General features: G+C 70.2%; 25 protein-coding genes and 1 pseudogene. 16 read left to right on the top strand and 10 right to left on the bottom strand.

Annotation, left to right across the window (positions count from 1 at the left end; translation table 11 throughout):
- Nucleotides 1-608: 608 nt before the first annotated feature.
- From L3Q65_RS21420 to L3Q65_RS21405, 4 genes and pseudogenes are all read right to left on the bottom strand, one after another.
- A pseudogene (locus L3Q65_RS21420) lies at nt 609-894 on the bottom strand (transposase); the annotation flags it as partial.
- A gap of 199 nt (nt 895-1,093) precedes the next feature.
- Nucleotides 1,094-1,486: a peptidase inhibitor family I36 protein gene (locus tag L3Q65_RS21415; RefSeq protein WP_237600643.1), complete on the bottom strand. Its 393-nt coding sequence runs from the start codon at nt 1,484-1,486 to the stop codon at nt 1,094-1,096.
- Between the two features lie 334 nt (nt 1,487-1,820).
- Nucleotides 1,821-2,147, bottom strand: coding sequence for a hypothetical protein (locus L3Q65_RS21410; protein WP_182894279.1), 327 nt, complete (start codon nt 2,145-2,147; stop codon nt 1,821-1,823).
- A 284-nt stretch (nt 2,148-2,431) separates the two neighbouring features.
- On the bottom strand, nt 2,432-3,703 hold the full coding sequence (locus L3Q65_RS21405; RefSeq protein WP_237600642.1) for a vanadium-dependent haloperoxidase: 1,272 nt from the start codon (nt 3,701-3,703) through the stop codon (nt 2,432-2,434).
- 115 nt (nt 3,704-3,818) lie between these two features.
- On the opposite strand from L3Q65_RS21405, the gene L3Q65_RS21400 reads away from it, so the two are divergent.
- The 7 genes from L3Q65_RS21400 to L3Q65_RS21370 all read left to right on the top strand — a co-directional run bounded on the left by L3Q65_RS21400 (nt 3,819) and on the right by L3Q65_RS21370 (nt 8,359).
- Complete coding sequence (locus L3Q65_RS21400) at nt 3,819-4,400, top strand: RNA polymerase sigma factor (protein WP_237600641.1); 582 nt, start codon at nt 3,819-3,821, stop codon at nt 4,398-4,400.
- The gene (locus tag L3Q65_RS21395) at nt 4,397-5,077 is read left to right on the top strand and encodes a ubiquinol-cytochrome c reductase iron-sulfur subunit (RefSeq protein WP_237600640.1); all 681 of its coding nucleotides are present in this window, start codon (nt 4,397-4,399) and stop codon (nt 5,075-5,077) included. Before L3Q65_RS21400 ends, L3Q65_RS21395 begins: the two co-directional genes overlap by 4 nt.
- Before the next feature lie 38 nt (nt 5,078-5,115).
- Nucleotides 5,116-5,523, top strand: coding sequence for a cupredoxin domain-containing protein (locus L3Q65_RS21390; protein ID WP_237600639.1), 408 nt, complete (start codon nt 5,116-5,118; stop codon nt 5,521-5,523).
- The gene (locus L3Q65_RS21385; RefSeq protein ID WP_237600638.1) at nt 5,520-6,458 is read left to right on the top strand and encodes a metallophosphoesterase; all 939 of its coding nucleotides are present in this window, start codon (nt 5,520-5,522) and stop codon (nt 6,456-6,458) included. Before L3Q65_RS21390 ends, L3Q65_RS21385 begins: the two co-directional genes overlap by 4 nt.
- Nucleotides 6,455-6,838, top strand: coding sequence for a hypothetical protein (locus L3Q65_RS21380; protein WP_237600637.1), 384 nt, complete (start codon nt 6,455-6,457; stop codon nt 6,836-6,838). The genes L3Q65_RS21385 and L3Q65_RS21380 overlap by 4 nt, the downstream gene beginning before the upstream one ends.
- A gap of 380 nt (nt 6,839-7,218) precedes the next feature.
- The gene (locus tag L3Q65_RS21375) at nt 7,219-7,689 is read left to right on the top strand and encodes a hypothetical protein (RefSeq protein WP_182894284.1); all 471 of its coding nucleotides are present in this window, start codon (nt 7,219-7,221) and stop codon (nt 7,687-7,689) included.
- Between the two features lie 79 nt (nt 7,690-7,768).
- A complete protein-coding gene (locus L3Q65_RS21370) occupies nt 7,769-8,359 on the top strand; it encodes an NUDIX hydrolase (RefSeq protein ID WP_237600636.1) in 591 nt (196 codons plus the stop codon).
- Here the strand turns inward: L3Q65_RS21370 and L3Q65_RS21365 are convergent.
- Nucleotides 8,264-10,900: a Pls/PosA family non-ribosomal peptide synthetase gene (locus L3Q65_RS21365; RefSeq protein ID WP_237600635.1), complete on the bottom strand. Its 2,637-nt coding sequence runs from the start codon at nt 10,898-10,900 to the stop codon at nt 8,264-8,266. The two genes, L3Q65_RS21370 and L3Q65_RS21365, sit on opposite strands and share 96 nt — an antisense overlap.
- 452 nt (nt 10,901-11,352) lie before the next feature.
- On the opposite strand from L3Q65_RS21365, the gene L3Q65_RS47625 reads away from it, so the two are divergent.
- The 3 genes from L3Q65_RS47625 (at nt 11,353) to L3Q65_RS21355 (ending at nt 15,216) form a co-directional block, all read left to right on the top strand.
- The gene (locus tag L3Q65_RS47625; protein ID WP_370648198.1) at nt 11,353-11,796 is read left to right on the top strand and encodes a class I SAM-dependent methyltransferase; all 444 of its coding nucleotides are present in this window, start codon (nt 11,353-11,355) and stop codon (nt 11,794-11,796) included.
- Nucleotides 11,797-11,924: 128 nt separating this feature from the next.
- Complete coding sequence (gene murJ, locus L3Q65_RS21360) at nt 11,925-13,739, top strand: murein biosynthesis integral membrane protein MurJ (protein WP_237600927.1); 1,815 nt, start codon at nt 11,925-11,927, stop codon at nt 13,737-13,739.
- 265 nt (nt 13,740-14,004) lie between these two features.
- Nucleotides 14,005-15,216 (top strand): MFS transporter, encoded by a 1,212-nt coding sequence (locus tag L3Q65_RS21355; RefSeq protein ID WP_312872208.1) that lies wholly within the window; start codon nt 14,005-14,007, stop codon nt 15,214-15,216.
- A gap of 4 nt (nt 15,217-15,220) precedes the next feature.
- Here the strand turns inward: L3Q65_RS21355 and L3Q65_RS47355 are convergent, their stop codons facing one another.
- Nucleotides 15,221-15,352 carry a hypothetical protein gene (locus L3Q65_RS47355; RefSeq protein WP_255751372.1) on the bottom strand — a complete coding sequence of 44 codons (132 nt, stop codon included), beginning with the start codon at nt 15,350-15,352 and terminating at the stop codon, nt 15,221-15,223.
- Nucleotides 15,353-15,493: 141 nt separating this feature from the next.
- Between L3Q65_RS47355 and L3Q65_RS21350 the strand changes: the two genes are divergently transcribed.
- Nucleotides 15,494-16,747 carry a GGDEF domain-containing protein gene (locus L3Q65_RS21350; RefSeq protein ID WP_237600634.1) on the top strand — a complete coding sequence of 418 codons (1,254 nt, stop codon included), beginning with the start codon at nt 15,494-15,496 and terminating at the stop codon, nt 16,745-16,747.
- A 390-nt stretch (nt 16,748-17,137) separates the two neighbouring features.
- Nucleotides 17,138-17,734 (top strand): bifunctional DNA primase/polymerase, encoded by a 597-nt coding sequence (locus L3Q65_RS21345; protein WP_237600633.1) that lies wholly within the window; start codon nt 17,138-17,140, stop codon nt 17,732-17,734.
- Between the two features lie 155 nt (nt 17,735-17,889).
- Here the strand turns inward: L3Q65_RS21345 and L3Q65_RS21340 are convergent, their stop codons facing one another.
- A complete protein-coding gene (locus L3Q65_RS21340; protein ID WP_237600632.1) occupies nt 17,890-19,146 on the bottom strand; it encodes a sodium:proton antiporter in 1,257 nt (418 codons plus the stop codon).
- Nucleotide 19,147: 1 nt separating this feature from the next.
- Nucleotides 19,148-21,634, bottom strand: a complete 2,487-nt coding sequence (locus L3Q65_RS21335) for an ATP-dependent Clp protease ATP-binding subunit (RefSeq protein ID WP_237600631.1) — start codon at nt 21,632-21,634, stop codon at nt 19,148-19,150.
- 122 nt (nt 21,635-21,756) lie between these two features.
- On the opposite strand from L3Q65_RS21335, the gene L3Q65_RS21330 reads away from it, so the two are divergent.
- Complete coding sequence (locus tag L3Q65_RS21330) at nt 21,757-22,023, top strand: adhesin (protein ID WP_237600630.1); 267 nt, start codon at nt 21,757-21,759, stop codon at nt 22,021-22,023.
- 6 nt (nt 22,024-22,029) lie between these two features.
- On the opposite strand, the gene L3Q65_RS21325 is transcribed toward L3Q65_RS21330, so the two are convergent.
- Entirely contained in the window at nt 22,030-22,428 is a 399-nt protein-coding gene (locus L3Q65_RS21325; protein WP_237600629.1) for a hypothetical protein, read from the bottom strand.
- Nucleotides 22,429-22,534: 106 nt separating this feature from the next.
- Between L3Q65_RS21325 and L3Q65_RS21320 the strand changes: the two genes are divergently transcribed.
- Genes L3Q65_RS21320 through ligD (L3Q65_RS21310) form a run of 3 tightly spaced genes read left to right on the top strand, consistent with a single transcriptional unit; the run spans nt 22,535 to nt 24,893 of the window.
- A complete protein-coding gene (locus L3Q65_RS21320) occupies nt 22,535-23,092 on the top strand; it encodes a DNA polymerase ligase N-terminal domain-containing protein (RefSeq protein WP_182894296.1) in 558 nt (185 codons plus the stop codon).
- Nucleotides 23,089-24,033, top strand: a complete 945-nt coding sequence (gene ligD / locus L3Q65_RS21315) for a non-homologous end-joining DNA ligase (RefSeq protein WP_237600628.1) — start codon at nt 23,089-23,091, stop codon at nt 24,031-24,033. The genes L3Q65_RS21320 and ligD (L3Q65_RS21315) overlap by 4 nt, the downstream gene beginning before the upstream one ends.
- Nucleotides 24,030-24,893 carry a non-homologous end-joining DNA ligase gene (gene ligD / locus L3Q65_RS21310; protein WP_237600627.1) on the top strand — a complete coding sequence of 288 codons (864 nt, stop codon included), beginning with the start codon at nt 24,030-24,032 and terminating at the stop codon, nt 24,891-24,893. The genes ligD (L3Q65_RS21315) and ligD (L3Q65_RS21310) overlap by 4 nt, the downstream gene beginning before the upstream one ends.
- A 93-nt stretch (nt 24,894-24,986) precedes the next feature.
- On the opposite strand, the gene L3Q65_RS21305 is transcribed toward ligD (L3Q65_RS21310), so the two are convergent.
- Nucleotides 24,987-25,730, bottom strand: a complete 744-nt coding sequence (locus L3Q65_RS21305; RefSeq protein ID WP_237600626.1) for a trypsin-like serine protease — start codon at nt 25,728-25,730, stop codon at nt 24,987-24,989.
- Nucleotides 25,731-25,743: the final 13 nt, after the last annotated feature.

Raw genomic sequence — 25,743 nt, 5'->3', positions numbered from 1 at the left:
CGTAGCACGCGTTCCGCGGCGTGCTGAGCAGCCCTGCTCGACAAAGCTGAGCCGCCAGCGCCGACTGCGAGCGCATCGATCCGCCGGCGAGTGTCGGTTGGTTCCGCCTGCTGCCAGGCACCTGATTCGTGAAAGCTGATCGTCATTGTGGCCCCGGTCGAGACGGTGACGACGTTGCTGGAGTTCTTCGCAGAGAAAATCTTGTGCACAGCCGAGTGCGGGCCCTCCGTGAGCCGATGCGAACCGGAAACCCGCTCCGGGCCGCACGAGCTGCTCGCGCCGGGACGACCACGGCGACGCCGAGCTCTGTTCGGCGGTCATCTCCCGTAGCCGGACATGGCGAACCGCCTGTGGGAACCGGTGCGCTCCGGTGCTTGCCTGGCAGCACAGGGCCGTTGCGCGGATGGGATGCGGGCCCGCTGTCCGTCGCGCAAGCGGGAGTGTTCGCGGCCGGGTTGTTGGACGATCCAGTGCAGGTGCGGCTGCGGTCGCTGCTCTGCACCGTCGGGGACATTTTCGGCCGGCGAGCCGACCGCCGTGTTCGCGCTGACCGGCCCGACGATCTCCCGTCCGCATTCTTCGAAGAACTGCCGGGAGGTGCCAGAGTGTCCGGCGAGTCGGATTCCGCCGGGTCCGCCGCAGCGGGACAGGATGTTCAGGGATCGCCGAGGACTGGCCCGGGGCGAGGGCGGAGTGGATGCCGGTGAGCACGCCGCGGATGCGGTTGCTGATCCGGGTTGCCTCGGCGTAGAGGTCGTCGTCGAACCCCGCGCGCACCTCGAGTTCGGCCAGCGCGTCGTCGCCGAGATCGACCTGGCGCAGCGTGTGCGGCAGCGATCGGGCGGTGTCGGCGATCGCGAATGGGCCGCTGGCGTCCGTTTTTGCGCGGCCGGGCTAGAGGTCGGCGGCCCTGGCAGGCAAGGGAAATCGGGGACAGTCACGGTGGCGCGGGGCGGGACTGCGCTGCCCTCGACCGCTGGCACCGGTCTGCGCCGCACTTCGCGGCCCGGTTTCACTGACACGGAAGACGCTGAACACCGCCGCGGCCCGCCCTTTCAGCGGGACTGCTGGGCGGGCTGCGGCGGTGTGGTGCTCAGCAATCCGTCGTGAACGTGTGGGAGCTTCCCCGGTGGCTGGCTTCCTTGTTCATGGAGACCGCCTGACCGGGTGCGAGGCAGATCGTGGTGCGGCCGGTGAGGTTGTCCCCGGCGAACACTTTGACATGGTCTTTCACGCCTGGGCCGGAGTGTGCGTGGTTGACCCACGAGGCATCGTGCTTGGCGAGGCCGGCTTCCCACTCGTGGTCGTCTCCGGTGAACACGAATCGCTCACCCGCGAAGTTCGCTTGGGTCCAGACACAGAAGGCGCCGGAGGGGCACCGGGCCGCGGCCTGCCCGGTCGCGGCGGCGCTGGCCGTCCCCGTGACCACCGTCGCTGCGCCGAGCGTAAGGACTGCTGTGAAGGCACCAGCACGCCTCAAAGTCATCAATCGTTTCCTTCCGTGTCCGCCTCGAGAACCTGCCGCCCAGGCTGCTCGAACGAATCAGCCTTCAACAGAGCAACCGGGTCAACCTCACCGGTCTGTGGGACCCCCGATTGCGAAGGACGGCCGTGGAATCGAGTGAAAGCCGCAGGCTGCCCTCGGCCGACGGCCGGAATCGGGAAGGCTGATCGGCACACGGGTTGCGGCCGTTCGGGCCGCCGCGCGGCGGCAGGTCGAGGCGAACGCTGCCGCCGGAAATCCGGCAGCATTCGCAGCAGGGCAGGCATATCCCGGTCAGGAGCGTTGCTCCGCGGTGCGTTCGCCCATGCCGGAGCTATCAGGCGGGGAACCCGTAGTCGGTCCAGGCTTGGAGCACTGAGTGCTGGAGGTCGGCCGGGTAGGACGTCGCGAAGGACGCGGGGGAGCCGGTGCAGGTGCCGTCGAGCTGGCCGGGCAGCAGGCAGCTGAGGATGCTTTTGCCGCCGCTGCCGCGGTTTTTGTCGGCCTCGGTGAGGTAGGGGACCATCGGGATCCCCGGTGCGTCGGGGAACGGATAGTGCCTGACGACCACGCAGAGCCGTCCTGGCACATCGAGGGCCAGAACTTCGACATCCGGCTGCGGGCCCATGGCTATCGGCAGTACCTGCGCATGCCGCCTCAGCATGTCTCTCACCAAGTCCTGACCATGGCTCAGCGCAACGGAATCAGCTTCGCCGAACGCTCTTTCATCTGACCGTCAGCCGCAGGACCGCATGAAGACCTGAGGCAATTGGCTTGCGGTCGACGGAAACCGCGGCGCCGTCGAGTCGGCGTCCGGCAAGACCGCTGCAGGCTGCTGCACCGGGATCAACGGCTGTTCGCCTTCGGCGCCGGGTGCGACGACGAGAACCTCGCCGCACCCGGCGCCGTAACCTGCATGCGCGTCCACGACTCCCGTAGCAGCGAAAGTCAGGAGCACAGGACGAACTCGGCGACGTCGAGGCCGAGCTGGCGGCCGGCGTCGTGGTCGAGCCGGGTGTGCACGCCCGCGGCGATACGGCTCAAGCCTGCTTCGTCGGCCGCGTCCTGGAACGTGGTGAACCGACGGACCACGTTCGGCAGGGCCTCGGACGTGACTTGCAGTGCCCATCGCGGCCCGTACTCCTGGCGCAGGACCTGCGCGCCCGCCTGCGCGATGACGCTGTGCGCGCCGGGGTACGCCGGGTCGGCCGGGGTGGTGCCGAGGCTCGACCAGTCGGGGATCGCGTCCGTCGCCGGGTTTCCGTCGTCGGCGGCGAGGCGGACCGCGGTGATCGGCCGCCAGATCCGGTAGTGGTACTTCGCTTCGTAGAACGCGATCACGGCGTCGGCGAAGGTCAGGTTCAGCTGGGCGAACACCCGGGCCGCGACGAACAGGCCGCTGCGCGATCCGCTGACGACCGACTGCGCGATCTCGTTCCAGTAGTTCCAGATCGGCGCCGCCCAGAACCGCGCCTGCTCGGTCTGGTCCGCGGTGCGGGTGGTGCTCGTGTCCCGGCCGGTCGCGGCGACCTCGTTCAGCGCTCTCGCGTACCGCGCGCTGTCCAGCGCGGGGTACGGACGGGGCCGGAACTGCCCGGCCCGGTCGAGCACGAACGGCGTCACGGCGGGCCAGTGGGTGAACACCGCGTGCGCGAACGCGGGCGGCGTCGGCCGGTACGCCCCGGGGGCCGTGCCTGGCGTCAGCACCGGCGGGACGGCCGCGGAGCCGTCATCCGCGCGCTGGCCGAGCAGCAACCGGGCCACCCGCCGCCCGGCTCGCACGCCGCGGTCGCGTGCGGCCGGCGGGATGCCGGTCAGCTGCCCGGCCAGCAGGCTCGCGAGTTCCGCGGACCGGGTGGGGTAGAGCTCGGCCAGGACGTCGTGCGCGGCCTGCGCTGCCGCCGCTTCCGGTGCGGCGGGGCCCCGGACTTCGAGCGTGAACAGGTACGGATGGCCGTTGCCCGCCGTCGCGACGACGGCGTCGTGCATCGCCGCGTGCAGCATCGCGAAGCTGCGCGTCGGGTGCACGGTCGCGGGCTGGAGGCCGGGCGTGCGCACGATGGCGAGCAGTTCACGGTTCCAGGCGAGGACGACGTCCGCGCCGCCCGTCCGGATCGGCGTCGCCGCGGCGGCGGGCCTCGGCAGGCTGGCGGCGGCGAGGGCGGCGGCGGCCGCTCCGCCGGTGACGAGCAGGTGCCGGCGTGACATCGGTGTGGTCATTTCGCTCCCCGGGTCGTCGGAAACTCCGCTCACAGATACGGTTTCGGGTTACGGCGTAACCCCGGTTCGTATCCCTCTGGTGGCGGGAAGAGAACCGGTGGGGAGAAGGCGGGCGGTGCCGGTGGCACAGCGGTTCCGGCGCAGACGCGCCCAACAGGACGAAGCGGGCGCGGCACCCCGCGCGCGGCTGCACGCGGTCGGCGCGGACGTCTATCCGGACTGGGAGGCGGTCTACCGCGACAACGTCGACCGCGTGTTCCGGCTGATGTTCTCGAAGGTCGGCAACCGGCCCGACGCGGAGGACCTCACCACGGAGGTCTTCCTGACTGCGTTGCGGCCGCTGCGGGTCTCGGCGAGCGTGGGCGAGGTCCGGGCGTACCTGCTGGCGACCGCGCGGACGGTCCTGGCCGGGCATTGGCGGCGCACGCTCGGCCGGGAGATCACCGCCCTGGACGAGGAGCGCGACATCGCCGCGTTCGAAGCGGACACCGTGGATCCGGGGGTGCTCGCCCGCGCCGAAGCGATCCTCGCGCAGCTGCCCGAGCGCTACGGCCGGATCCTGCGCCTGCGGTTCCTGCAGTCCTGCTCGTTGAAGGAGGCGGCGGCCGAGCTGGGCACCACCGTCGGCAACGCGAAAGTGCTGCAGCACCGCGCGTTGCGCCAAGCGGCCCAGCTGGCGGAAGGGATGGAGACGTGAGCACTCGAGGCGTCCGCCGATTCGTCAAGGACCTCCTGCGCCGGCGCCGGCCGCGCCCGTTCGAGGCCGGTCCGGGCGACGAGGCCGAGTTGCGGACCGCGGTGCTGCTGCGCGCCGCCCGGCCCGGCGGTGCGGCGGCGAGCGAGGAGTTCGTCGCCGCGCTGCACCGCAGGCTCGCCCAGGAACTGCGCGGACCCGCGCCCGTGCGGGGCGGCAACCGGCGCCGGTTCATCCAGGTGTCCTCGGCCGCCGCGGCGGCTGCCGCGGCGGGCGCGGGCGTCGAGTACCTGGTGACGTCCGGGGCCGAACCGGCCGCCGCGCCCGCGGAAGAGAAGACCCTGCGGCCGGAGAACGGCCAGTGGCGAGCTGTTGTCGCGGCCGGCGACCTGCCCGAAGGCGGCGTGCTGCCGTTCGACTTCGGGGCCGTCGCCGGGTTCGTGCAGCGCTCCGGCGGGCAGGTGCGCGCGGTTTCGGCGACGTGCACGCACCTCGGCTGCCGGCTGAACCTGGACGCGCCGGCCCGGCGGCTGAACTGCCCGTGCCACCGGACGTCGTTCGCCGTCGACGGCGCGGTCCTCACCCACCAGCTGCCGGTGACCCCGCCGCCGCTGCCGCACCTGGTGGTGCGCGAGTCCGGCGGCGTCGTCGAGGTCCTGGTGCCGGGGGAGGGAGCGTAACCCCCGCGCGTATTCCTGGTATGAGGAAATCCGTTGGGGTGAAACACTTTCTGCTCATCATCGCCGCCGCGCTGGCGTTGCCGGCCTGCGCCGCGTCGCCGCCCGCAGCGCCGCCGCCAGCCGCCACGCCCATGGCGTCGATGCCCGGGATGACGCCGCCGCCGTCGACGACCGCGGCCGCCAGTTCGACGGCGAATGCCGTGGCTATCAAGGACTTCGCGTTCGCGCCCGCTGCGACGACGGTGAAGAAGGGCACCACCGTCACGTGGACCAACCAGGATCAGGACGCGCACACGGTCACCAGCACGGGATCCGGTGGCCCGCTGCGGTCACCGACTCTCCAAACAGGACAGTCCTATCAGTACACCTTCGGTGCGCCGGGCACCTTCGAGTACCTGTGCACCATCCATCCGTTCATGACGGCGACCGTGACGGTGACCCCGTGACCGAAGACGACCACAGCTCCGACGGGATGACCCGGCGTCAGCTTCTGCGCCACACGGCGTGGTTCGGCGCCGCGGTGGTTCTGACCGTCACCGGCGGCGAAGTCGTCAGCCGGATCGCCGCGCCAGGCGACGCGGCCGCCGACGGCGACCCGAACGCGCTGCGGTTCGTCCAGATCAGCGACAGCCATCTCGGCTTCACCGGGTCCGCGAACACCGCTGTCGAGACGTCGTTTTCCGAGGCCATCACGCAGATCAACGCGCTCGGGTACCGCCCGGACTTCGTCATGCACACCGGCGACCTGACGCACCTTTCGACAGCCGCCCAGTTCGACCAGGTCAAGCAGATGATGAGCGCCCTCGACACCGGGCACGTGTCCACGGTGCCCGGCGAGCACGATTCGATCGACGACAGCGGCCAGAAATACCGCAAGGCGTTCGGCGCGGGCACGGCGGGCGACGGCTGGTACAGCTTCGACGTCAAGGGCGTCCACTTCATCGCGCTGGTGAACACGCTGAGCCTGGAAAAGCTCGGCCATCTGGGGCCGGATCAGCTGGAGTTCGTGCGCAAGGACGTCGCGAAGCTCGGTTCGGACACGCCGATCGTGGTGTTCAGCCACATCCCGCTGTTCGCGATGTACCCGACGTGGGGCTGGGGGACCGACGACGCGACCCAGGCGCTCTCGTACCTGCGGCGGTTCTCGTCGGTGACGTGTCTCAACGGGCACGTGCACCAGCTGTTCACGAAGACCGAAGGCAACATCACCTTCCACAGCGCGACGACGACCGCGTATCCGTTGCCCCAGCCGGGAACACGGCCGGCTCCGATTCCGGTGACGCTGCCCGCGGGCAAGCTCAAGGACGCGCTCGGCATCCGCGAGGTGTCCTACCGCCCGGGCGGGCCGGGCCTGGCGGTGAAGGACGTGAAGCTGGCATGAACACCGTCCTTCGCCTCGCGACGGCGGCGTGCCTCGCGGTGAGCGGCTATCTCCACGCGCAGCTGTACGTCGGCGGCTATCGCGTGATCCCGGTGATCGGGCCGTCGTTCCTCGTTCAGGCTTCCGCGGCGTTCGCGGTGGCCGTACTGGTGGCTCTGGGCGGCCCCTTCCTGCTGCGGCTGGCAGCGGCCGCACTGGCGGCGGGCGCCTTGGCGGGCTTCGTGCTTTCGCGGACGACCGGGTTGTTCGGCTTTTCCGAACAGGGTTTCCAGCCCGCGCCGGAGGCTTTGCTGAGCGTCCTGGCGGAAGCCGCGGTGCTCGTCCTGGTCGCGGTCACGCTTTACCGGGTGCGCCGAGGCACGCGGACGGTCCGTGCCTGAACTCCGGCGGCGCACCGCGGGCGGCAGGCCCGCGGTGCGCCTCGGTGCAGGGCCGCGCGACTGGGTATTCGCTTCGCGGTAGCCGAACTGGTCGAGGTGGCTGGGGTGCGGCGGTCACGCGTTCACCGAGGCGGGCGCGGGGATTTCGCCACCGACCGCTCATCGGCGCTGGTCGCCGGAGGGTACCGGGCGGGTACCAGCCGGGTACCGGGGCCGGTCAGGCTGTCGTGGCGCGCAATCCGCATCCGGAAAGGCGCGTCTGCCCGCAACGGGCCGCAACGACGCCGCAGTCCACGTGCTGAGCGTTACGGAAGGATTCTGAATTGAGGATAAGCATCGGCCGGAAAACCCGCCTGGCACTCACCGCCGCAGTCGCGGTCATGGCAAGCGTCACCATGGCCGCCCCCGCCTACGCATGGGTGGTGGTGACCAAGGCGTCCATCAGGGTCGAGAAAGCGCCGACAAACCGCTGCCTGAGACTCGACTGGAAGGCGAGCCTGCCGCACGTCGAGACCTGTGACCCCGGCAACCCGCCGTTGCCGATGCAGTGGGCCGTCGAGTCGGCGTTGCCCGACACCGGCTATCCGAACGTGAAAATCAAGAGCCTCTACTCGGGTGACTGCCTGACCGCTGTGAGCGCTACTACCGCGCACATGCTGGGCTGCGACCCGTCCAGGAACAGCAGGCAGGTGTGGGCGCTGACCGGCTACCCCGGCGGGACCGAGCAGTTCTACAACTTCGGCGTGCACAGTTGCCTCGACTCCGGGCAGGCCACGCTGCTTTTCCACGACAGCAACGGATGCAATCCCGCCAACCCCTACCAAGGGTGGTACATCGTCAACCTTTCCTGACCGGCCGAATGCCATTCGGCCCTCGGCCGGGCCGCGACGACCGTGGTGCCGGCCCGGCCGACAGTTGGATGGCGCTGCGTTGTTCTCGCGCCAGTCGGCGCAGCCCGCCGCCCGGCAGCGGCGGAGCGGGGAATCCTTACCCCGCAGTCCCGTCTGGTCCCGGCCGCGGACGCTGAACCTGGGTAAGCTGGCAGAAATGAGTTTCCGGTTGGCAGCGTATGCCGTGTGCATCGAAAACGAGTCGGTTCTGCTCGCGCGTTACGTCTCGCCGAAGGGCGGAAGCAATTGGACGCTTCCCGGCGGGGGCGTCGAGCATGCGGAGGATCCGTTCGACGCGGTGATCCGCGAGGTTTTCGAGGAAACCGGGTGCGAGGCGGTCGTCGAACGCCTGCTGGGAGTGGATTCCCGAGTCATCCCGACGGCGGAGCGCCTCAGGCCGGGGCCGATTCCGCACCATAACGTCGGTATTTTCTACCAGGCCCGGATCGTCGGCGGCCGGCTGCGGCCGGAGCCCAACGGCGAGACGGCCGAATCGGTGTGGACTCCGCTGCCCGCCGTTGTCTCGCTTCGCCGGTCAGGTCTGGTCGACGTGGGTCTTTCCCTGGCTCGCAGCCGGCCGCGGACGGGCCACGTCGGGCCCGTCGCGGTCGGCGGACTCATCCGGCATTGAGGGCGGATCAGCCTCGCCCGCGTCCTGACGTCTTGCGAACGAACGCTGCCCGGGAATCCCGGCTCGGACCTCGTGTGCCGGGTTTCCGCCCCAGCAGGCGTTTTCCGGGACCTCTTCGCCCTTCATCAGGAAGGAATTCGCGGCGAGCGACGAACCGCGGCCCATTTTCACGCCGTAGTGCACCAAGGCGTTGACGCCGACGGTGCAGTCGCTGCCGATGGCGATGCGGTCCATCTTGAAACCGCCGTCCTCCTGCGAATGGCACTGGACGACGGAGCCTGCGTTGAGCGTGACGTCGTTTCCCAGCCGCACCAGTGTTTTTTCCGCGATGAAACAGCCGTCGTCGAACAGTCTGCGGCCGACCTCGGCTCCCAGCAGCCGCCACGCCAGCGCCTTGAACGGGGTGCCGTTGAGCAGCTGGATGTGCTCGGTCGCGGACGCTGCCTTCCAAAACCGTTCGTGCCGCCAGAACCGCCGGTCGTAGATCGAGCACGAAATCGGGCGCTGCGGCCGGACGAGGACGGCGATCCGCTCGACGGCGACGAAGTACGCGACGCTGTAGATGGTCATGCCCGCCACGTCGAGTGCGAGCAACCACGCGCCGAGCTGGGCGTAGTAGATCTTCGATGCCCAGGCCAGCAGTATCAGCCCGAAGAAGAACAGCCACTGGTACAGGACGAACATCAGCATGGACACCGTGTTGTGCCGGGTCTTGGCAGCCAGCGCGCGGCGGAATTCGGCCGGGGTTTCCGGATGGCCGAGCTGGCTGTCGCGGTCGACCGAGCGCGGGATTTCGAAGCTCGGGGAGCCGAGCAGCCCGACGTTCGAGCGGAGAGGGCCGTCGAGGGGGACCAGGACTTTGGTGGCCAGCAGGCAGTTGTCCCCGGTCTTGGCCCCGGCGGGGTAGGCGATGTGGTTGCCGAGGAAGTTCTTCGCCCCGACGCGCACCTGGGACAGGCGGAAGGAAGTGCTGGTGTATTCGGCGTTGAGGACCGACAGCCCGTCGGCGACCATCGTGCCCGCCCCGGTCGCGAAGAGGAACGGGTTTTCGAACTTCTCCTGCTGCCCGAAATTCGAACCGGTCTGCTCGGCCTTGGAGACCTTGCAGCCGACGCTGCGGAGGTAGTGCACGATCGCGGCGCTGTCGCCGAAGACGTCCTTGAAGAACCGTGCGTTGGAGAGCCGCCGGATCACCCGGTGCGCCGCGTGGCGCGGGCCGTAGAACCGGTAGGTCTCGCCTGGTTTGAGGAGCGGGTTGAGCAGCCGGGGCACGGCGACGCTGACTGCGAAGCTGAGCAGTCGCACGCCGGCGAACAGGATCGCGGAGACGACGAGGGCCTTGCCGTAGAACCCCGCGGCGGTGAAGTCCAGCTCGGCCGAGCCCAGTCCCAGGCCGGGGCTGAGCTGCGGCGCGGCAACCAGCAGCAGGTAGAGCACGCCGAGCGACAGCGGGATCGCCACGAGGACCGCGAACAGCAGTTGGCGCACGGCGAACCAGGCCCGGCGGACGCTGCCGCACGACCTCGGCTCGACTCGCCGATACCGTACGTCCGCCGGGACCGCGGGCGATCCGTGCCAGGTCTCCCCGTCCGGGACCGTCTGGCCGGGGTGCAGTGCCGAGGCGTGGCCGAGTTCCGCGCCGTCGCCGATCCGGGTGTCGACGTCGAGCACGGACATCTCGCCGAGGTAAGCGTGCGCGCCGATGTCGACCCGGCCGGTCCGGAGCACTCCGCCTTCGGCGCGGTAGGTGGTGAAGTAGGTGTCCTTGCAGATCACCGTGCCCTCGCCGATGGTCAGCAGGTCCGTGCACACGGGCACGAAAGCCGACAAGGCGGTCACGCCGCGGCCGATCCTGGCCCCGAGCGCCCGCAGGTACAGCGAGTAGAGCGGAGAGCCGGAGAAGAACGGGAGCAGCGGGTTCCGCTGGACCAGGGTCTTGACCAGCCAGAAACGAACATAGCCCAGGCTCCACAGGCGGATCTCCCTCGGCGTCCACCGGCCCACGAGGATCCATTTGAGCGCGATCGGGACGGTGCCTCCGACGAGCAGCACCGCGGCTCCGAACGCGACCGAACGCAGGTAGCAGGTCGCCAGTCCGGAGCCGGCGATGAGCCAGTCCGCGCCGACGCCGAGGATTTCCGCGGCCAGCAACGAATAGGCTGCGAAGAGCAGCGCTTGCAGCACTCCGCAGCCGAGGTATTCCAGCGGGCTCGCTCTTCGCGGCGGCCCGGCCGGTCCCGGCGAGGGCTGCTGTGCGGCAGGCGCCGGGGACTCGGCGGGCTCGGCGACCGCCGCGGCCAGCCCGGCGGGGGTCGGGGTGCGGTACACGTCTCTCATCGACACCGACGGGAGCTCCGGCCGCTTGCGCACCCGGGCGCAGAACTGCGCCATCATGAGCGAATTGGCTCCGAGGTCGGCGAAGAAGTCGCTGCCGACCGGAACCTGATCCCGTCCGGTTAATTCTGCCATAACTTCGGCGAACGCCCGTCCCGTTTCGTCCGGAGAGCAGGGACGGACGACCGGGGATTCGGTGATGTCCATGCCGGCACGATCGCACGACGCGGCTTCGGCGCAACCGGGCGACGGCGGAGTTTGACTCTTTCGAAACCTGTTCGATGTGCAATGTGTATGACAAAAGGCGCAACGCGGTTAATGGGGGTCGAGGCCGCTTTGGCTTATGTTTTATCGCGGTGGAGCTGACTTGTTTTGCCTGGTTATGGCTCTGCGGCGGCAACCTGATCGGTCCAGGACGGCCGCGAAACGGTCTCGGGCCAAGCGATTCGCCGTCAGCGCTGGGCGGTCCAGTTCGCTTCGGTCGGGTGCGGAGTGCGTCCGGCGGCCGAGTTTTGGTTGTTTTCGTTGTGTCTATGTTGCTTATCTCGGCAAGGCTGGTGTGGATTCCGGCGGATCCCGGAGTCTGCGGTAATCGCGAGTTCCGGCTGCTCTGTTCGGTATTGAGCTTGTCGGCATTCGGTGAATCCGGGTGAAGGAGAGTGCGAATATTCTTGTCTCGGCAACGCTGGAGGTTCGGGAGGATCCCGGGTGATCCGCCGCGGCGGGGGAAACTGCTCGCCGGGGTCGCGGCCAAGATCGGACTGGTCGACGGCGACCTGACCGAGCTGCCCTTTCCCGCGGATTCCGTCGATCTCGTCACCGGTTGCCTCGCGGCTCACAACCTGCATCCCGACAGCCGCCGCGCCGAGTGCGTTTCCGAGGCTTCTCGGGTGCTGCGTCCTGGCGGGAGGTTGTTGCTCGTCGACTTCTCCGGCACCGCCCGGTACGCCCGGCTGGCTGTCCGAGGCCGGGATGACCGATGCCGGTCGAAGCGGTCTGCTCGGCGGCATGTTCCCGCTGTGCCGGGCGGCCGCCGCGACCAAGCCTGCCCCATAGCCGCCGTGCGCGAAGTGGCTACCCTTGGGGGTCGAATCGACTCTTGAAGATGGGGCGCACGGTGGACAGAGAACCGGGGTGGCCGCCCGAGCGTCCCGAACGTGCCACGCCGCGGCAACCCGCGCCGCGGTGGCCGCCGGTCCGGTCGTGGCGGCAGGAGCGCGGGCAGAACAGCATGCCGTTCGGCGCGCCGCCGCTGGCTCCGGACGATCCCGACGCGACGGTGTTCATCCCGCGCGTCGGCGGGGTGCCGGCGAGTTCGAAGTGGCCGGTCGTCGATCCGGATGCGTTGCGTCCGTACGACTCGCTCGCCACCCAGATGCTGCCGCGGCTCCCGGCCGCCGAAGGGCCGGGGCGCGCTGTCGCCCCGCCGCGCGTCGAGCCGAAGGCGCCGTCGATCGCCAAGTCCAGCGGGCAGATGGCCATCGCCTCGCTGGTCAGCCGGGTCACCGGGTTCCTGTGGAAGATCATGCTGGTGTGGGCGGTCGGCACCGGCGTGGAAAACGACTCGTTCACCATCGCCAACACGCTGCCGAACAGCGTCTTCGAACTGCTGCTCGGCGGCGTGCTCAGCAGCGTCGTGATGCCGCTGATCGTGCGCTCGCAGGACGATCCCGACGGCGGCTCGGCGTATACGCAGCGCATGCTCACGATGGGCCTGACGGTCCTGGGCGTGGGCACCGTCCTCGCCGTGGCGGCGGCGCCTGCGCTGACCTCGCTGTACCTGGAGCAGGGCGGACACGCCAACTCCGGACTGACCAACGCGTTCGCCCGGCTGCTGCTGCCCGAGATCTTCTTCTACGGCGTGTTCGCGCTGCTGTCGGCGGTCCTCAACGCCAAGCACATTTTCAGCCCGACGGCGTGGGCGCCGGTGATGAACAACGTCGTCGTCATCGTGACGCTGGCGTTGTTCATGCTCATGCCGGGCAAGATCTCGACCGACCCCGTGCGCATGAGCGACCCGAAGCTGCTCGTGCTCGGCATCGGGGTCACGCTGGGCATCGCCGTGCAGGCGGGGCTGCTGGTGCCGCCGCTGCTGCGGACCGGGTTCCGCTTCAAGTGGCGCTGGGGCATCGACCAGCGCATGAAGGAATTCGGCGGCCTGGCGCTGTGGATCCTCGGCTACGTCGCGATCAGCCTGGCCGGCCTCACCGTCAACACCCGGGTGCTGACCAGCGGCGACCCGGGCGGGGTGACCATCTACTCCAACGCCTGGCTGCTGTTCCAGTTGCCTTACGGCGTGATCGGGGTGTCCCTGCTGACCGCGATCATGCCGAGGCTGTCCCGCAACGCCGCGGACGGCGATGTACGCAAGGTGGTGGCCGACCTTTCCTACGCGTCGCGCATTTCCACCGTGATGCTGGTGCCGATCGCCGCCGTGATGACGGTGGTGGGCGAGTCGATCGGCATCGCCCTGTTCAGCGGCGGCGCGAACTCCGTGACCAACGCGGGGCGGCTCGGCGAGGCGCTGGCGATCTCGTCGTTCGGGCTGCTGCCTTACGCGCTGGTCATGTTGCAGTTGCGGGTGTTCTACGCGATGAAGGACGCGCGCACTCCGACGCTGATCATGGTTGTGATGACCGTGGTGAAGGTGCCGCTGCTGTATCTGTGCCCGGTGCTGCTGGACGCGCGCAGCATCGTGCTGGGCACGATGCTGGTGAACTCCCTGACGTTCGTTGTCGGCGCGATCCTGGGGCAGGTTTGGTTGTGGGTGAGTCTTGGCCATCTGCGCAGCAGGCGGGCGCTGGGGGTCATTCTGTTCACGCTCTTCGCGAGCGCGCTCGGAGTCGCTGCGGCTGTTGTCGCGGGCTGGATCGTGCCGGACCTCGGGGGCCGGGCGACTGCGTGGGTCAGGCTGATTCTGCAGGGTCTCGTCGGACTTGGCGTGTCGTTCGGCGTGCTCGCGGCGTTGAGGATCGAAGAGCTCGCGCCTGCGCGGAAACGGCTGGCCCGGCTGGTGAAACGCGGGCAGCCATCGACGCACGGGTAGCCCGGATTCAGGCGCCTTCGTCGTCTTCGACTCGGGCGAAGCACTGCTTGGCGGCACCGGGAATTTTCCTGGCGGTAGCCGCAGCGGACTCCGGGTAAAGCTGCCCGCTTCGAGCCTGCGGAACCAGCAACTCGTGCCGGGTCCCTACGGCGGTCTCATCTGTCAATTTCGGGATGAGCGAAGGAATCCACGGCCAAGACGCTGAGTTCGCATCCCGTACCTGCGGGGGTGTGCTCGCCCGGCCATGATCGGCCAAGCTGGGTTGGTGGCTACGTATCGGCAGGTGTTCGGCAGACCGGAGTTCCGGGCGCTGTTCGCGAGCATGGTGGTTTCGGTCGCGGGCGATCAGTTCGCCCGGGTGGCGTTGTCGTTGCTGGTCTTCGACCGGACGCGGTCGGCGGGCTGGACCGCCGGCGTCTATGCCCTGACGTACGTGCCGTCGATTTTCGCCGGTCCGTTGCTGTCGGGGCTGGCGGATCGGTGGCCGCGGCGGCGGGTCATGGTGGTGGCGGATCTGCTGCGCGCGGGGCTGGTCACGGTGATGGCGATTCCCTCGCTGCCGTTGCCCGCGGTGGCGGCGCTGCTGGTGGTGGTCCAGGCGGCCGGGGCGCCGGGCAACGCCGCTCGGGCGGCGACCGCCGCGACGGTTCTGCCGGGCGAGGAGTTCTTGCTGGGCAAAGGCGTGCTGGACATGGTGGTCCAGTTGGCGCAGGTGGCGGGGTTCGCGACGGGCGGGACGCTGGTGGCGTTCCTCGGTCCGGGGCAGGCGCTGGTCGCGGACGGGGTGACGTTCGTGGTGTCGGCTGTGGTGGTGCGGTTCGGGATCCGGGCGCGGCCGGCGCCGGGGGCGGTGGCGGATTCCGGGACGCGGCTGGGGCGATGGTGGGCTGATCTGCGGGCCGGGACGGTGCTCGTCGTGCGGACGCCTCGGTTGCGTTCTCTGGTGGGTTTGGCTTGTGTGGCGGGGTTTTACGTCACGGTCGAGGGGCTGGCGGCGCCGTATGCGGAGTCGATCGGCGGGTCCGCGCAGGCGGTGGGAGTGCTGCTCGCGGCGAGTCCGGCGGGGACGGTGCTCGGGATGCTGATCGTGGCGCGGCTGCCGTCGCCGGTGCGGATGCGGTTGCTCGGGCCGCTCGCGGTGGCTGCCAGCGTTCCGCTGGTGGTGTGCGCGATTCACCCGGGGCTGGTCGTGACGGCGCTCTTGTGGGGCCTGTCGGGAATGGCCAGCGCCTACCATCTGCCGGCGTCGGCGGCGTTCACGCTGGCGGTGCCCGACCAGCGGCGGGCGCAGGCTTACGGGCTCGCCGCGACCGCGTTGACGACCAGCCAAGGGGCCGGGATCGCGCTGGCCGGGCTGGCCGCGACCGCGGCAGGCGCGAGCACGGTCCTCGCCGTCGCGGGGGTGCTCGGCGTGCTGACGGCACTCGCGGCGGGAGCGGCTTGGAACCGCGCCCGCCGCGCTGCCGGACCGGAGTAACGGGTCAGCGGGCCCACTCGTTTCCGCGGCGGCGGTCCCATTCGTTGCCTCGGCGGATCCATTCGTTGCCCTGGCAGCGGGTCCACTCGTTGCCGCGGGCGAAACGGGTCCATTCGTTGCCGGGTGCGTTGCTCATAGTGGCGCCTTTCTCGCGGGTGGTTGGTCCGACCGGCGTATCGACGGCCGGTGACATGGCGATTACTGTGATTAATCTTCGTTGACAGGGGCGGATACCAGCGTGACTGGTGAGAGTGGCAGATGCATAGCGACGGGGGGATTGCGGTCCCTGCCGCGTCCCGCGCTGTGCTTGGTGCTCGCGGTCGACGCGGTCGCGGTCGCGATCACGGTGTTCTCGTCGATGTCGGCCGCGGTCACCCGGACGCAGTGGCTGTGGTTCGCCGTCCTCGCCGCGGCCGCGGTGGCGCACCTCGAGGCGGTCCGCACGATCGAGCGGCGCCGCGAGCAGGCGTCGAAGAAGGCGCCGTACACGAATCTCAAGAGCCTGTGGGTTTTCGCCGCGCTGCTGGTGCTGCCGCTGCCGCTGGTCATCGGCTTGACCGCGGTGTCGTACGGGTATTGCTGGTACCGGGTTTACGGGCCGGCGATCCTGTTCCGGAAGATCTACTCGGCCGCCACGTTCGTGCTCGCGTCGGCCGTCGCCTCCACTGTCCTGGACGGTCCCCTGCTGCCGCACGACCTGGGGTCGCTGCTGCTCGTGACCGCCGCGGCCGGCGTGTGGTGGCTGGTCAACTACGCACTGGTCGTCGTCGCGATCGGGTTGTCGTCGCACGAGAAAGTGCCGGTCCGGCAGGCGTTGGGGCATCCGGGCGACCAGTTGGTCGTCGCGTCGGCGCTGGGGCTCGGCGCGACCATGGCCGTCCTGCTGGTCCACGAGCCGTGGGCGCTGCCCGCTCCGATGATCGCCGTGCTGTGCGTGCACCGCGATCTCTTGCTGCCCCAGTACTTGCGGGCCTCCCGGACCGATCAGAAAACGGGTCTGGCGACGCCGGAGTACTGGGCCGAAGTCGTCACCGCGGCCCTCGACCGCGCGAAACTCAGCCGGACCGGGCTTGGCGTGCTTTTCCTGGACGTCGACAAGTTCAAGGCCATCAACGACACCTACGGGCACCCGGCGGGCGATCAGGCCATCCGCGCTGTCGCCGACCTTGTGCGGGCCGAAGTCCGGTCTCAGGACCTCGTGGCTCGTTACGGCGGGGACGAGCTGGCGATTCTCCTGCCGGGTCTCGAACCGGGGCAGTTGCTGGCTGTGGCTGAACGGATCCGCTTCCGCCTGGCGCGTACTCCGGTCGTGCTCACCGCTACTACGGACGGGCAGCCGCGCACGTTGTCCGGGGTGAGCACTTCGATGGGCGTGGCGTCTTATCCGGACGACGGGATGTCGGTCGAGCAGCTGCTCACTGCTGCGGATGGCGCGTTGTTGCAGGCCAAGCGGAACGGTCGCAATCAGATCAGGGCGGCGGGAGCGGTGAGGATGCATGGAGTGTCCGAGATGCCGTCAGGCAAACCTTGAGAAGATCAGGGCGACTCGGCTGAGCATCACCATTGCCAAATGCCCTGAATGCGACGCGATATGGCCGCCAGGCGGAACTTTCGGCCCGGACAATTTCGTCCAGTTTCAGCTGTTTCTGGACCTGGTAGGCGAATCTGAGATGGGCGCCCCCTACGAGGAACTCGGTCCGCTTTAGGCGCACGGTGTCCCCTGGAACGGTGCGTACTGCTTCGACGACCAGGTGCACCGGCGAGGCGCGCTGCCGGTTTGCTCCCGGTTGGCGGGCGGTTCGCGGGCTGGTCTGCGCCTCGCCGCGGTCGCATGGTGGTCGGGCGGTACCCCGGTTCCCGCACCGTCCGTCGCGGTTTGACCTGCGCGGACGGGGATCGCCACTCGGAAGGGACTCTTGCGATGACCGCTGTTGCACGCGGTAGCCGTTCACGCTGTTTGGCTGGGGACCAGGGGGTCGCGTTGCGTGCGCTGCGCGCGGCGGCCGAGAACTACGCCGCCCGGGGCTGGCCGGTGCTGCCGGGCCCGGTGTGCGACGGGCTGACGACCTGGGATCCGGTCGGTTTCGAACTGCTCGGCGGCCGGGAGTCGACGGTGTCCCGGTCCGAGGCCACGGTCGATGGCCGGGTTGTTTCGGAATGGTGGTCTGTGCATCGGCAGGCGATTCTCGCGCCGGTGGGGGAGCACTTCGACGTCCTGCGCGCGCCGACGCACCTTGGCTGGCGGGCACTCGCCGCGTTCGACGGCGGGCGGCCGCTCGGTCCGATGGCGTTGTCGCCGCACGGGGCGTTCTTCTTCGTCGAGCCCGGGACCTGCGGGGGCCGTGAGCTGGCGGCCGGGGTGGAGGCCCTTTCGCCGGGCGACCTCGTGGTTCTCCCGCCGAGCCGGGTCGTCGCCGGGGTCGTGTGGTGGCGGATCTCTCCGGCGGATCGCGAAGAGCTGGGCGACGGGGCCGGGATCGCGGGCAAGCTTGCCGAGCTTTCCGGCGAATCCGCGTAGGTTTCGGGACGGGCGGGCAGGATCAGCGATGGCAGCGTTCTTCGGGCATGTCCCAGGTTCCGCGCTGTCCAGGCACCCGGTGAATTCTTTCTGCCCGTCGACCCATGCCTCGTGGCCAGGTGAGGGAAGCGGGTTTTCCGTGCCGGGAAAGCGGACTATCCGGTCTCCTCCGGAAGGCGCCGGGGCACGTGCGCGCCCTGCTCCTCGACCCGGCGCATCACCGGCGCGGCCAGAATCCCGTGTATCAGCACGGAAAGCGCCACCGCCAGCGCGCCCACCCGCCACAGCTGGTCCGCGCCCGGCAGGTCGGTCTGGTGGAGTCCGTAGGCGAGGTAGTAGAGCGTTCCGATGCCGCGCACGCCGAAGAACGCGATCGCGAGCGCGGCGCGTCCGCGGGCGGGGGAGCGGATGAGAGAACCGATCCCGGTGAGCGGCCGGACGACGAACACCGCGACGGCCGCGAAGAGGACTTCGAGCAGGGTGACGCCGCGCAACAGGCCGTCGCCGAGGGCGAAGCCCAGACCCAGAAGCGTGATGGCGACGAAAAGCCGTTCGAGCTGGCGGCCGAAAGTGTGCAGGACCTCGTGGTAGCCGTGCGAGCGCTCGCTGGTCCGCACGCACACCGCAGCGGTGAACACGGCGAGGAAACCGTTGCCGTGCAGCAGTTCCGCCACCGCGAACGGCAGGAAGGCCAGTGCCAGCAGGACCAATCCGTCGGAGTACTCGGCCAGCCGGAAGCGCGACGACGGGATGCGGAAGAACGCCCACGCCAGCAGCCTGCCGACGGCGAGCCCGACCACCACTCCGATCGGCAGCGGCAGCAGCACGTCGGCGCCGATCGACACGTGCGTGCCGGCCAGCAGCAGCGCGACGAGGACGAACGGCATGGCGAGGCCGTCGTTGAGGCCCGCTTCGGTGGTGAGGGTGAAGCGGATCTCGTTGTCCCGCGCCAGATCCGGCTCCACGCCGGGGTCGGGGACCCCGACGTCGCCCGCCAGCACCGGGTCGGTGGGCGAAAGCGCGGAACCCAGCAGCAGCGCGGCGGCGGGCGCGAGCCCGAGCCACCACCAGCCGAGCAGCGCGACCGCCGCGATCGAAAGCGGCATCGCGACGAACAGCAGCCGCCACGGCGACATCCAGGTGCGCAGCCCGAACGGCCGGTCCACGGACAGGCCCGCACCCGCCAGCGCGAGCACGATGCCGAGCTGGGTGAACGATTCCACCACGTCCGCGTGCTGGGCGGGCGAGGCCCAATCGCCGAGGTAGGGCAGCGGCAGCAGGCCGAGCAGCAGCCAGGCGAGCAGCATCACCAGCGGGGTGGAGAACGGGCGGTCGGCGACCAGTTTCGGCAGCACGGCCGCGGCGAGCGCGAGCAGTCCGGCGACGCCGAACAGGACCGGGAGCGGGGGCACCTCAGGCGGTCACTGAGGTGTCGAAGCGAAGTCCCTCGTCGCCCGCGTCCACGCGCACCGCGGTGCCGGGCGCGACGTCGCCGGACAGCAGCCTGCTCGACAGCGGGTTGTCCACGTACCGCTGGATCGCCCGCCGCAGCGGCCGCGCGCCGAACTGCGGTTCGTAGCCCAGTTCGCTGATCCGCCGCACCGCCTCCGGCGTGAACTCGGCAGTGAGGCCCTGCGCGTGCGCGCGCCGTTTCGTGCGCTCCAGCAGCAGTTCCGTGATCCGGTCGAGCTGCTCGGGCTCCAGCCGGCGGAAGACGACGATCTCGTCGATCCGGTTCAGGAACTCCGGGCGGAACGATTCGCGCAGCCGCCGCATGAGGCGTTCGCGCAGCTGGTCGCCGTCGCCGTCGGCGGGCTGGACGAAGCCGAGCGCGCCGTGGGTCGAGCTGCCGACCAGGTCGGAGCCCAGGTTGCTGGTCATGATGAGCACGGTGTTGGCGAAGTTGACCGTGCGGCCGCGGCCGTCGGTGAGGCGGCCGTCGTCGAGGACCTGCAGCAGCACGTTGAACAGGTCCGGATGCGCCTTCTCGACCTCGTCGAGCAGCACCACGGAGTACGGGCGGCGGCGCACGGCCTCGGTGAGCTGGCCGGCGTCCTCGTACCCGACATATCCGGGCGGCGAACCGATCAGCCTGCTGATCGTGTGGCGCTCGGAGTACTCGCTCATGTCGATGCGCACCATGCTGTCCTGGTCGCCGAACAGGGCTTCGGCCAGCGCCCGCGCGAGTTCCGTTTTGCCGACGCCGGTGGGGCCGAGGAACAGGAAGCTGCCGAACGGCCGGTCCGGCTCGGCGAGCCCGGCACGGGACCGCCGCACCGCTTCGGCGACCGCGCGCACCGCGTCGTCCTGGCCGATCACGCGGTCGTGCAGGTGCTCCTCCAAGCCCAGCAGACGTTCCCGCTCGGTCTCGGTGAGCCGTGCCGCGGGCACGCCGGTCAGCCGGGAGACGACCTCGGCGATGTCCGCGTCGGTGACCTCCACCGGACCGCCGGGGCGCTCAACCGGTTGTTCGAGGCGTTTCCGCAGGTCGGCGATCTCGTCGCGGAGCGAGGACGCGCGTTCGAAGTTCTCTTCGGCGACGGCCTGGTCCTTCTCCAGCAGCAACTGGTCGAGCCGGCTCTGCAGCTCGCGCTGGCCGTCGGGTTTGGTCCGCGCACGCAGCCGGACGCGGGCCCCGGCCTGGTCGATCAGGTCGATCGCCTTGTCCGGCAGGAATCGCTCGGTCAGGTAACGGTCGGACAGGTCGACGGCCGCCCGCAGCGCGTCGTCGGTGTAGTGGACCTGGTGGTGGGCCTCGTAGCGGTCGCGGAGGCCGTGCAGGATCGACACGGCGTCCTCGACGGTCGGCTCGGGCACCAGGATCGGCTGGAACCGGCGTTCCAGCGCCGGGTCGCGTTCGATGCCGGTGCGGTACTCGTCGAGCGTGGTCGCTCCGACGATGTGCAGCTCACCGCGCGCGAGCGCCGGTTTCAGCATGTTCCCGGCGCCCTGGCCGCCGCTGCCTTCGCCGGCGCCGGCGCCGGCGATCGTGTGCAACTCGTCGACGAACACGATCAGCTGGTCGCCGTGCTCGCGGATCTCCTTGAGCAGCGCGGACATCCGCTCCTCGAAGTCGCCGCGGTACCGCGTGCCGGCGACCATCGCCGTGAGGTCGAGCTGCACCACATGGCGGCCGCTGAGGATGTCGGGCACGTCGTCGTCGGCGAGGCGTTGCGCGAGACCCTCCACGATCGCGGTCTTGCCGACGCCAGCCTCGCCGATCAGCACGGGGTTGTTCTTGGTGCGGCGGGAAAGCACCTCGACGGTCTGCTCGATCTCGTCGTCGCGGCCGATCACCGGGTCGATCCGGCCCTCGCGGGCGCGGGCGGTGAGGTCTTCGCCGTATTGGGCGAGTGTCGGGGTGTCCCGCAAGGGGGTCGGGCTTTCCGCGGGGGAGTCCTGTCGCAGGCGGTCGGTGGTCACGCCCTCTTCCCGCAGGATGCGGCCAGCTTCGGACTCCTCGTTGGCGGCCAGCGCGGCGAGCAGGTGCTCGGGGCCGATGAACGGAGAGCCGAGGCCGCGGGCGAGCTGGTGGGCGTCGATCAGCGTTCGTTTCGCGCCCGGCGCCAGCGCGGTCGCCGTGGTTTCGCCGCCGGCGGCGTGGTCGCGTTCGATGCGCCCGGCGACCTTGGCCGGGTCGACCCCGGCGCGGGTCAGCGCCTGCGCGGTGGCGGGCAGCTGGGTCGCGGCCCACAACAGGTGCTGGGTGTCCACGTGCCGCCCGCCCCACGCGCCCGCGCGGTCCGCCGCCTCCGCGACGAGCCCGCGGGCCTGGTCGTTGAGCAGGCGCGACACGTCGACCGAATAGCCGCGGCGGCCGGGCGCGGCCTGGCCGAAGAACTGCGACAGGAACTGGTCGAACGGGCTGTTTCCCTGCCCGGGCGGGAAAAATCCGGTCATCGGAGCGCTCACATCTCAGGACGGCTCGAAATCGGGGTCGAGCATCCGCTTACCCGCTGCCCGCCGCGGCAAAACGGACGCCCGGCGCGTCTGGCCGCGGCTCCGGCGGGTACCCGGGTGCCATGCTGAAGATCGATCCCGACGCCGGCCGGACCATCCAGCGCCTCGCGACCGAACAGGGCGTCGCGCCAGAGGGCGGGCTGCGCATCACCGCCCGCGAAGGCTCCGCGGACCTGGCGACCTCGGTGTCCGCGCTGGCCACGGAAACCGACACCGTGCTGACTGACGACGAGACCGGCGCGCGCGTATTCCTCGACCAGGCCAGCTCCGACGCACTCGACGGCCGGGTCCTGGTCGTCGGCGACCAGGGAGATTTCACCGTGCGCTGAGGCGGCTCACGGGAGGCCGGCCGCCCAGAGCAGGCAGTGCACGAGCCCGGTCAGCCGCGGTTCCCGCGCGGCCAGGCCGAGCTGCACTTCGAGGGCCTCGAGGTCGCCGTTCAGCTCCGCCAGCACCGCGCGCAACGCAGCTCGTACCCCCGGCCGGAGGTCGTCCACGTCGGCGGCCACCGCGTCCTCGCCGACCGCGACGGCGGTGAACACCGCGTCCTCGGGCTGCGGCCCGAACCGCTCGCGGACCGCCGCGGCGCAGCGGTGCACCAGGCCGCGCAGCACTCGCTGCCGCACGGGAAGGGCGTCGAGTTCGCCGAGCAGCCGGACCACCTCGTCGAGGTCGCCGGTCCGGGTCGCGAGCACGAGGCCGTCCGCGATGGGGGCCGTGGGTTCGGGCGCCATGGGCCGCTCCTGCCTGCCGGGAACCGTTCGCTTACCCGGGTGGCGGCCCGTCAACCACGTTTCGCGCTCCCGGTGCGCGGGCACCCGGGCGGTCGGAGGTGGTGGGATGTCCTCGAAGGACCGGCTGGCCGAATACCGGGCCAAACGCGACCCGCGGCGGACCCCGGAACCAGGCGGGGGCCGCGGGAACGCCGAACCGGTGTTCGTCGTCCAGCGGCACGACGCGAGCAGTCTGCACTTCGACTTCCGCCTGGAGATCGGCGGCGTCCTGGTTTCGTGGTCGGTGCCGAAAGGCCCGTCGCTGAACCCCTCGGACCGGCGGCTCGCCGTCCGCACCGAGGACCACCCGCTGGACTACGCGCGGTTCGAGGGCACTATCCCTGCCGAGGAGTACGGCGGCGGCACCGTGATCGTGTGGGACACCGGGACGTTCGACGCGCTCACCGACTCCGCCGGACAAGCCCTCGAAGACGGCCATCTCAAGGTCTGGCTGCACGGCGAGAAGCTGCGCGGCGCCTTCTCCCTGATCCGCCGCGACTCGTCCGGACAGGAACAGTGGCTGCTGATCAAAAAGGACGACGAGGGCGCCGACCGCCGCCGCAAGCCCGCGAAAACGCAGCTCGAATCCGTGCTCACCGGACGCACCAACCGGGATCTCGAATGACCGGTCCCGGCTGGCGCGAGCCGACCCTCGCCACCCTCACCGACCGGCGGTTTTCCGACGAGGACTGGATTTACGAGCGCAAGCTCGACGGGGTGCGCGCGATCTGCGTGCGCGACGGCGGCACGCCCACGCTGTACTCCCGCAACCGCAAGGTGATGGACACCGCGTACCCCGAGATCGTGGAAGCCCTTGCCGGGCAAGGCGGACCGCGGTTCGTCGCGGACGGGGAGATCGTCGCGTTCGACGGCGACCAGACCAGTTTCGCCGCGCTCCAGCCGCGCATCCACCTCACCGATCCGGCGCGCGCCCGGGCGACCGGCGTCCGCGTGTACTACTACCTCTTCGACCTCCTGTACTGCGACGAGCAGGACATCACGCCGCTTCCGCTGCGCGAGCGCAAGTCGATCCTGCGCGACGCCTTCTCCTTCGAAGACCCGCTCCGCCTGTCCGCACACCGCAATACCGAGGGCGAGAAGTACTTCGAGGAGGCGTGCCGGCGCGGCTGGGAGGGCGTGATCGCGAAACGCGCCGACGCGCCGTACCGTCACGGCCGCTCGCCGGACTGGCTGAAGTTCAAATGCCAGCAAGGGCAGGAGATGGTGATCGGCGGGTTCACTGCCCCGCGGGGCAGCCGCATCGGCTTCGGCGCGCTGCTGCTGGGCTACCACGAGAAGGGGCGGCTGCGGTACGCGGGCAAGGTCGGCACCGGTTTCGACCACCGGCTGCTGACCTCGCTGCACGCCGAGCTGACCCGGCGCGAAACGAACAGCTCGCCGTTCGCCGATCCGGTGCGCGAGCCGGGTGCGCGCTGGGTGCGGCCCGAGCTGGTCGCCCAGATCGGCTTCTCCGAGTGGACCCGCGACGGCCGGTTGCGCCATCCGAGGTTCACCGGTCTGCGCGAGGACAAGAAGCCGTCCGACGTGATCCGGGAGCGCCCGTGAAGATTTCCCATCCCGACAAGATTTTCTACCCCGCCGACGGCCTCAGCAAAGGCGACGTCGCCGAGCATTACCGCACCGTCGCGCCCGCGATGCTGCCGCACCTGCGCGGCCGCCCGCTCACGCTGCGGCGGTATCCGGACGGCATCGAGGCCGAGGGGTGGTTCCAGAAGCACCCGGGCGAGCACTTCCCGTCGTGGCTGCACACCGAACGAGTCCCGCGCCGGGGCGGGGGCACGGACGAGTACGTCGTGTGCGACGACGAGGAGTCCCTGCTGTACCTGGCCGACCAGGGCACGGTGGAGTTCCACGTCTGGCTGTCCACTGTGGACGCACCGGGCAAACCGGACCTGCTGGTGCTCGATTTGGACCCGCCGGACGGCACCGACGTCGCCGACCTGCGCACCGCGGCCCGCCGCATCCGCGACCACTACGCCGAGGCAGGCCTCACCGCTTGCCTCCAGGCCACCGGCGGCCGCGGCTTCCACGTCGTGGCGCCCCTCGACGCCACGGCGACCACGGACGTGGTCCTGGAACTCTCGCGAGCCCTGGCGGACCGCGTCGCGGCGGCGGATCCGGACCGCTTGACCACCGCGCAGCGCAAGGACCAGCGCGGCGACCGCGTCTTCGTCGACGCGAACCGCAACGGCTACGCCCAGACGTTCGTGGCCCCGTACTCCCTGCGCGCCCGCCCCGGCGCGGCCTCGGCGACCCCGCTGGACTGGGCGGAACTCGGCAAGGCCGAACCGAACGGGTGGGGTCCGGACAAGCTGCGCCGTCGGCTGGCGCGCAAGGAGGATCCGTGGCGGGGGATGGGGAAGGACGCCGGGTCGGCGGAGAAGGCGCTGGAGAAGCTCGGCTGACGTCACGCGGGCTTTGCGGTGCGTGCGGGAAACCCTCGGGGAATCCGATTCCCCGAGGGTTCCCCGCGCGCACTTGACTTCTCGCCGCGGCGATCAGATCCCGGAGACCTGCTGGATCCAGTCCCGCCCCGCGGCCACGCTGCCGTAGGTCGTGACGCTGGACCGGTCGCTCGTCGAGCACACCCCGACCTGGACGCCGCCGTCGACCATCGGGCCGCCCGAGTCGCCGCCCGCCACTGCGCCGTTCGGGGTGCTCGCCGTGATCGCGGGGCCGCCGGAGTTGTCGCTGTCCTGGGTGTTCGAGATCGTCACCTCGGCCTGCTTCAGCACGCTCGACTGGTGGTGCCCCTCGTCGGTGCTCTGCGTCGCACCCCAGCCGTACACCGTCGCGCTGTCGCCTTCCTGCGCGTCGTCGGAGCTGCTGGCGAGGCGGGCGTACGTGCTGCCGCCGTCGGTGTTCAGCTTGATGAGCGCCAGGTCGCCGCCGGAGTAGACGTAGGTGGAGGCGGCCTTGGCGTGCACGCCGCCGCTGGCGCTGTTGGACCCGATGTACAGGTCGATGTCGGTGAGGCGCTGCCCGTTGTTGTCGTACATGCAGTGCTTCGCGGTGAGGACCCAGCGGCTGCCGATCAGGGTGCTGGTGCAGAAGAAGGTGTAGCCGTTCGCGTGGCCGTTGAACCGGGTGATGTAGCCGGGGTTCTGCGCGGTGCTGCCGCCGATGATCGACGGCTGGGCGTCGGGCGCGGCGGGGCTCGCGGACGCGGGGGTCACGGCGAACGCGCCGAGCACCGCGCAGGAACCGGTCAGCACGGCGAGGGCTCGGGTGAGTGCGCGCATGTCGCTCCTTGGG

It is taken from the genome of Amycolatopsis sp. FU40 (assembly GCF_021903635.1).
Classification (GTDB): domain Bacteria; phylum Actinomycetota; class Actinomycetes; order Mycobacteriales; family Pseudonocardiaceae; genus Amycolatopsis; species Amycolatopsis dendrobii.
Note: the sequence above shows the minus strand (reverse complement) of the source record. Positions and strands in the feature narration are given on the sequence as shown.

What these genes read in the sequence shown, in the direction of transcription:
- L3Q65_RS21415 (WP_237600643.1), bottom strand. Translation starts at nt 1,486, where the DNA reads ATGACTTTGAGGCGTGCTGGTGCCTTCACAGCAGTCCTTACGCTCGGC.
- L3Q65_RS21410 (WP_182894279.1), bottom strand. Translation starts at nt 2,147, where the DNA reads ATGCTGAGGCGGCATGCGCAGGTACTGCCGATAGCCATGGGCCCGCAG.
- L3Q65_RS21405 (WP_237600642.1), bottom strand. Translation starts at nt 3,703, where the DNA reads ATGACCACACCGATGTCACGCCGGCACCTGCTCGTCACCGGCGGAGCG.
- L3Q65_RS21380 (WP_237600637.1), top strand. Translation starts at nt 6,455, where the DNA reads ATGAACACCGTCCTTCGCCTCGCGACGGCGGCGTGCCTCGCGGTGAGC.
- L3Q65_RS21375 (WP_182894284.1), top strand. Translation starts at nt 7,219, where the DNA reads ATGGCAAGCGTCACCATGGCCGCCCCCGCCTACGCATGGGTGGTGGTG.
- L3Q65_RS21365 (WP_237600635.1), bottom strand. Translation starts at nt 10,900, where the DNA reads ATGGACATCACCGAATCCCCGGTCGTCCGTCCCTGCTCTCCGGACGAA.
- murJ (WP_237600927.1), top strand. Translation starts at nt 11,925, where the DNA reads ATGCCGTTCGGCGCGCCGCCGCTGGCTCCGGACGATCCCGACGCGACG.
- L3Q65_RS47355 (WP_255751372.1), bottom strand. Translation starts at nt 15,352, where the DNA reads ATGAGCAACGCACCCGGCAACGAATGGACCCGTTTCGCCCGCGGCAAC.
- L3Q65_RS21345 (WP_237600633.1), top strand. Translation starts at nt 17,138, where the DNA reads ATGACCGCTGTTGCACGCGGTAGCCGTTCACGCTGTTTGGCTGGGGAC.
- L3Q65_RS21335 (WP_237600631.1), bottom strand. Translation starts at nt 21,634, where the DNA reads ATGACCGGATTTTTCCCGCCCGGGCAGGGAAACAGCCCGTTCGACCAG.
- L3Q65_RS21330 (WP_237600630.1), top strand. Translation starts at nt 21,757, where the DNA reads ATGCTGAAGATCGATCCCGACGCCGGCCGGACCATCCAGCGCCTCGCG.
- L3Q65_RS21325 (WP_237600629.1), bottom strand. Translation starts at nt 22,428, where the DNA reads ATGGCGCCCGAACCCACGGCCCCCATCGCGGACGGCCTCGTGCTCGCG.
- L3Q65_RS21320 (WP_182894296.1), top strand. Translation starts at nt 22,535, where the DNA reads ATGTCCTCGAAGGACCGGCTGGCCGAATACCGGGCCAAACGCGACCCG.
- ligD (WP_237600628.1), top strand. Translation starts at nt 23,089, where the DNA reads ATGACCGGTCCCGGCTGGCGCGAGCCGACCCTCGCCACCCTCACCGAC.
- L3Q65_RS21305 (WP_237600626.1), bottom strand. Translation starts at nt 25,730, where the DNA reads ATGCGCGCACTCACCCGAGCCCTCGCCGTGCTGACCGGTTCCTGCGCG.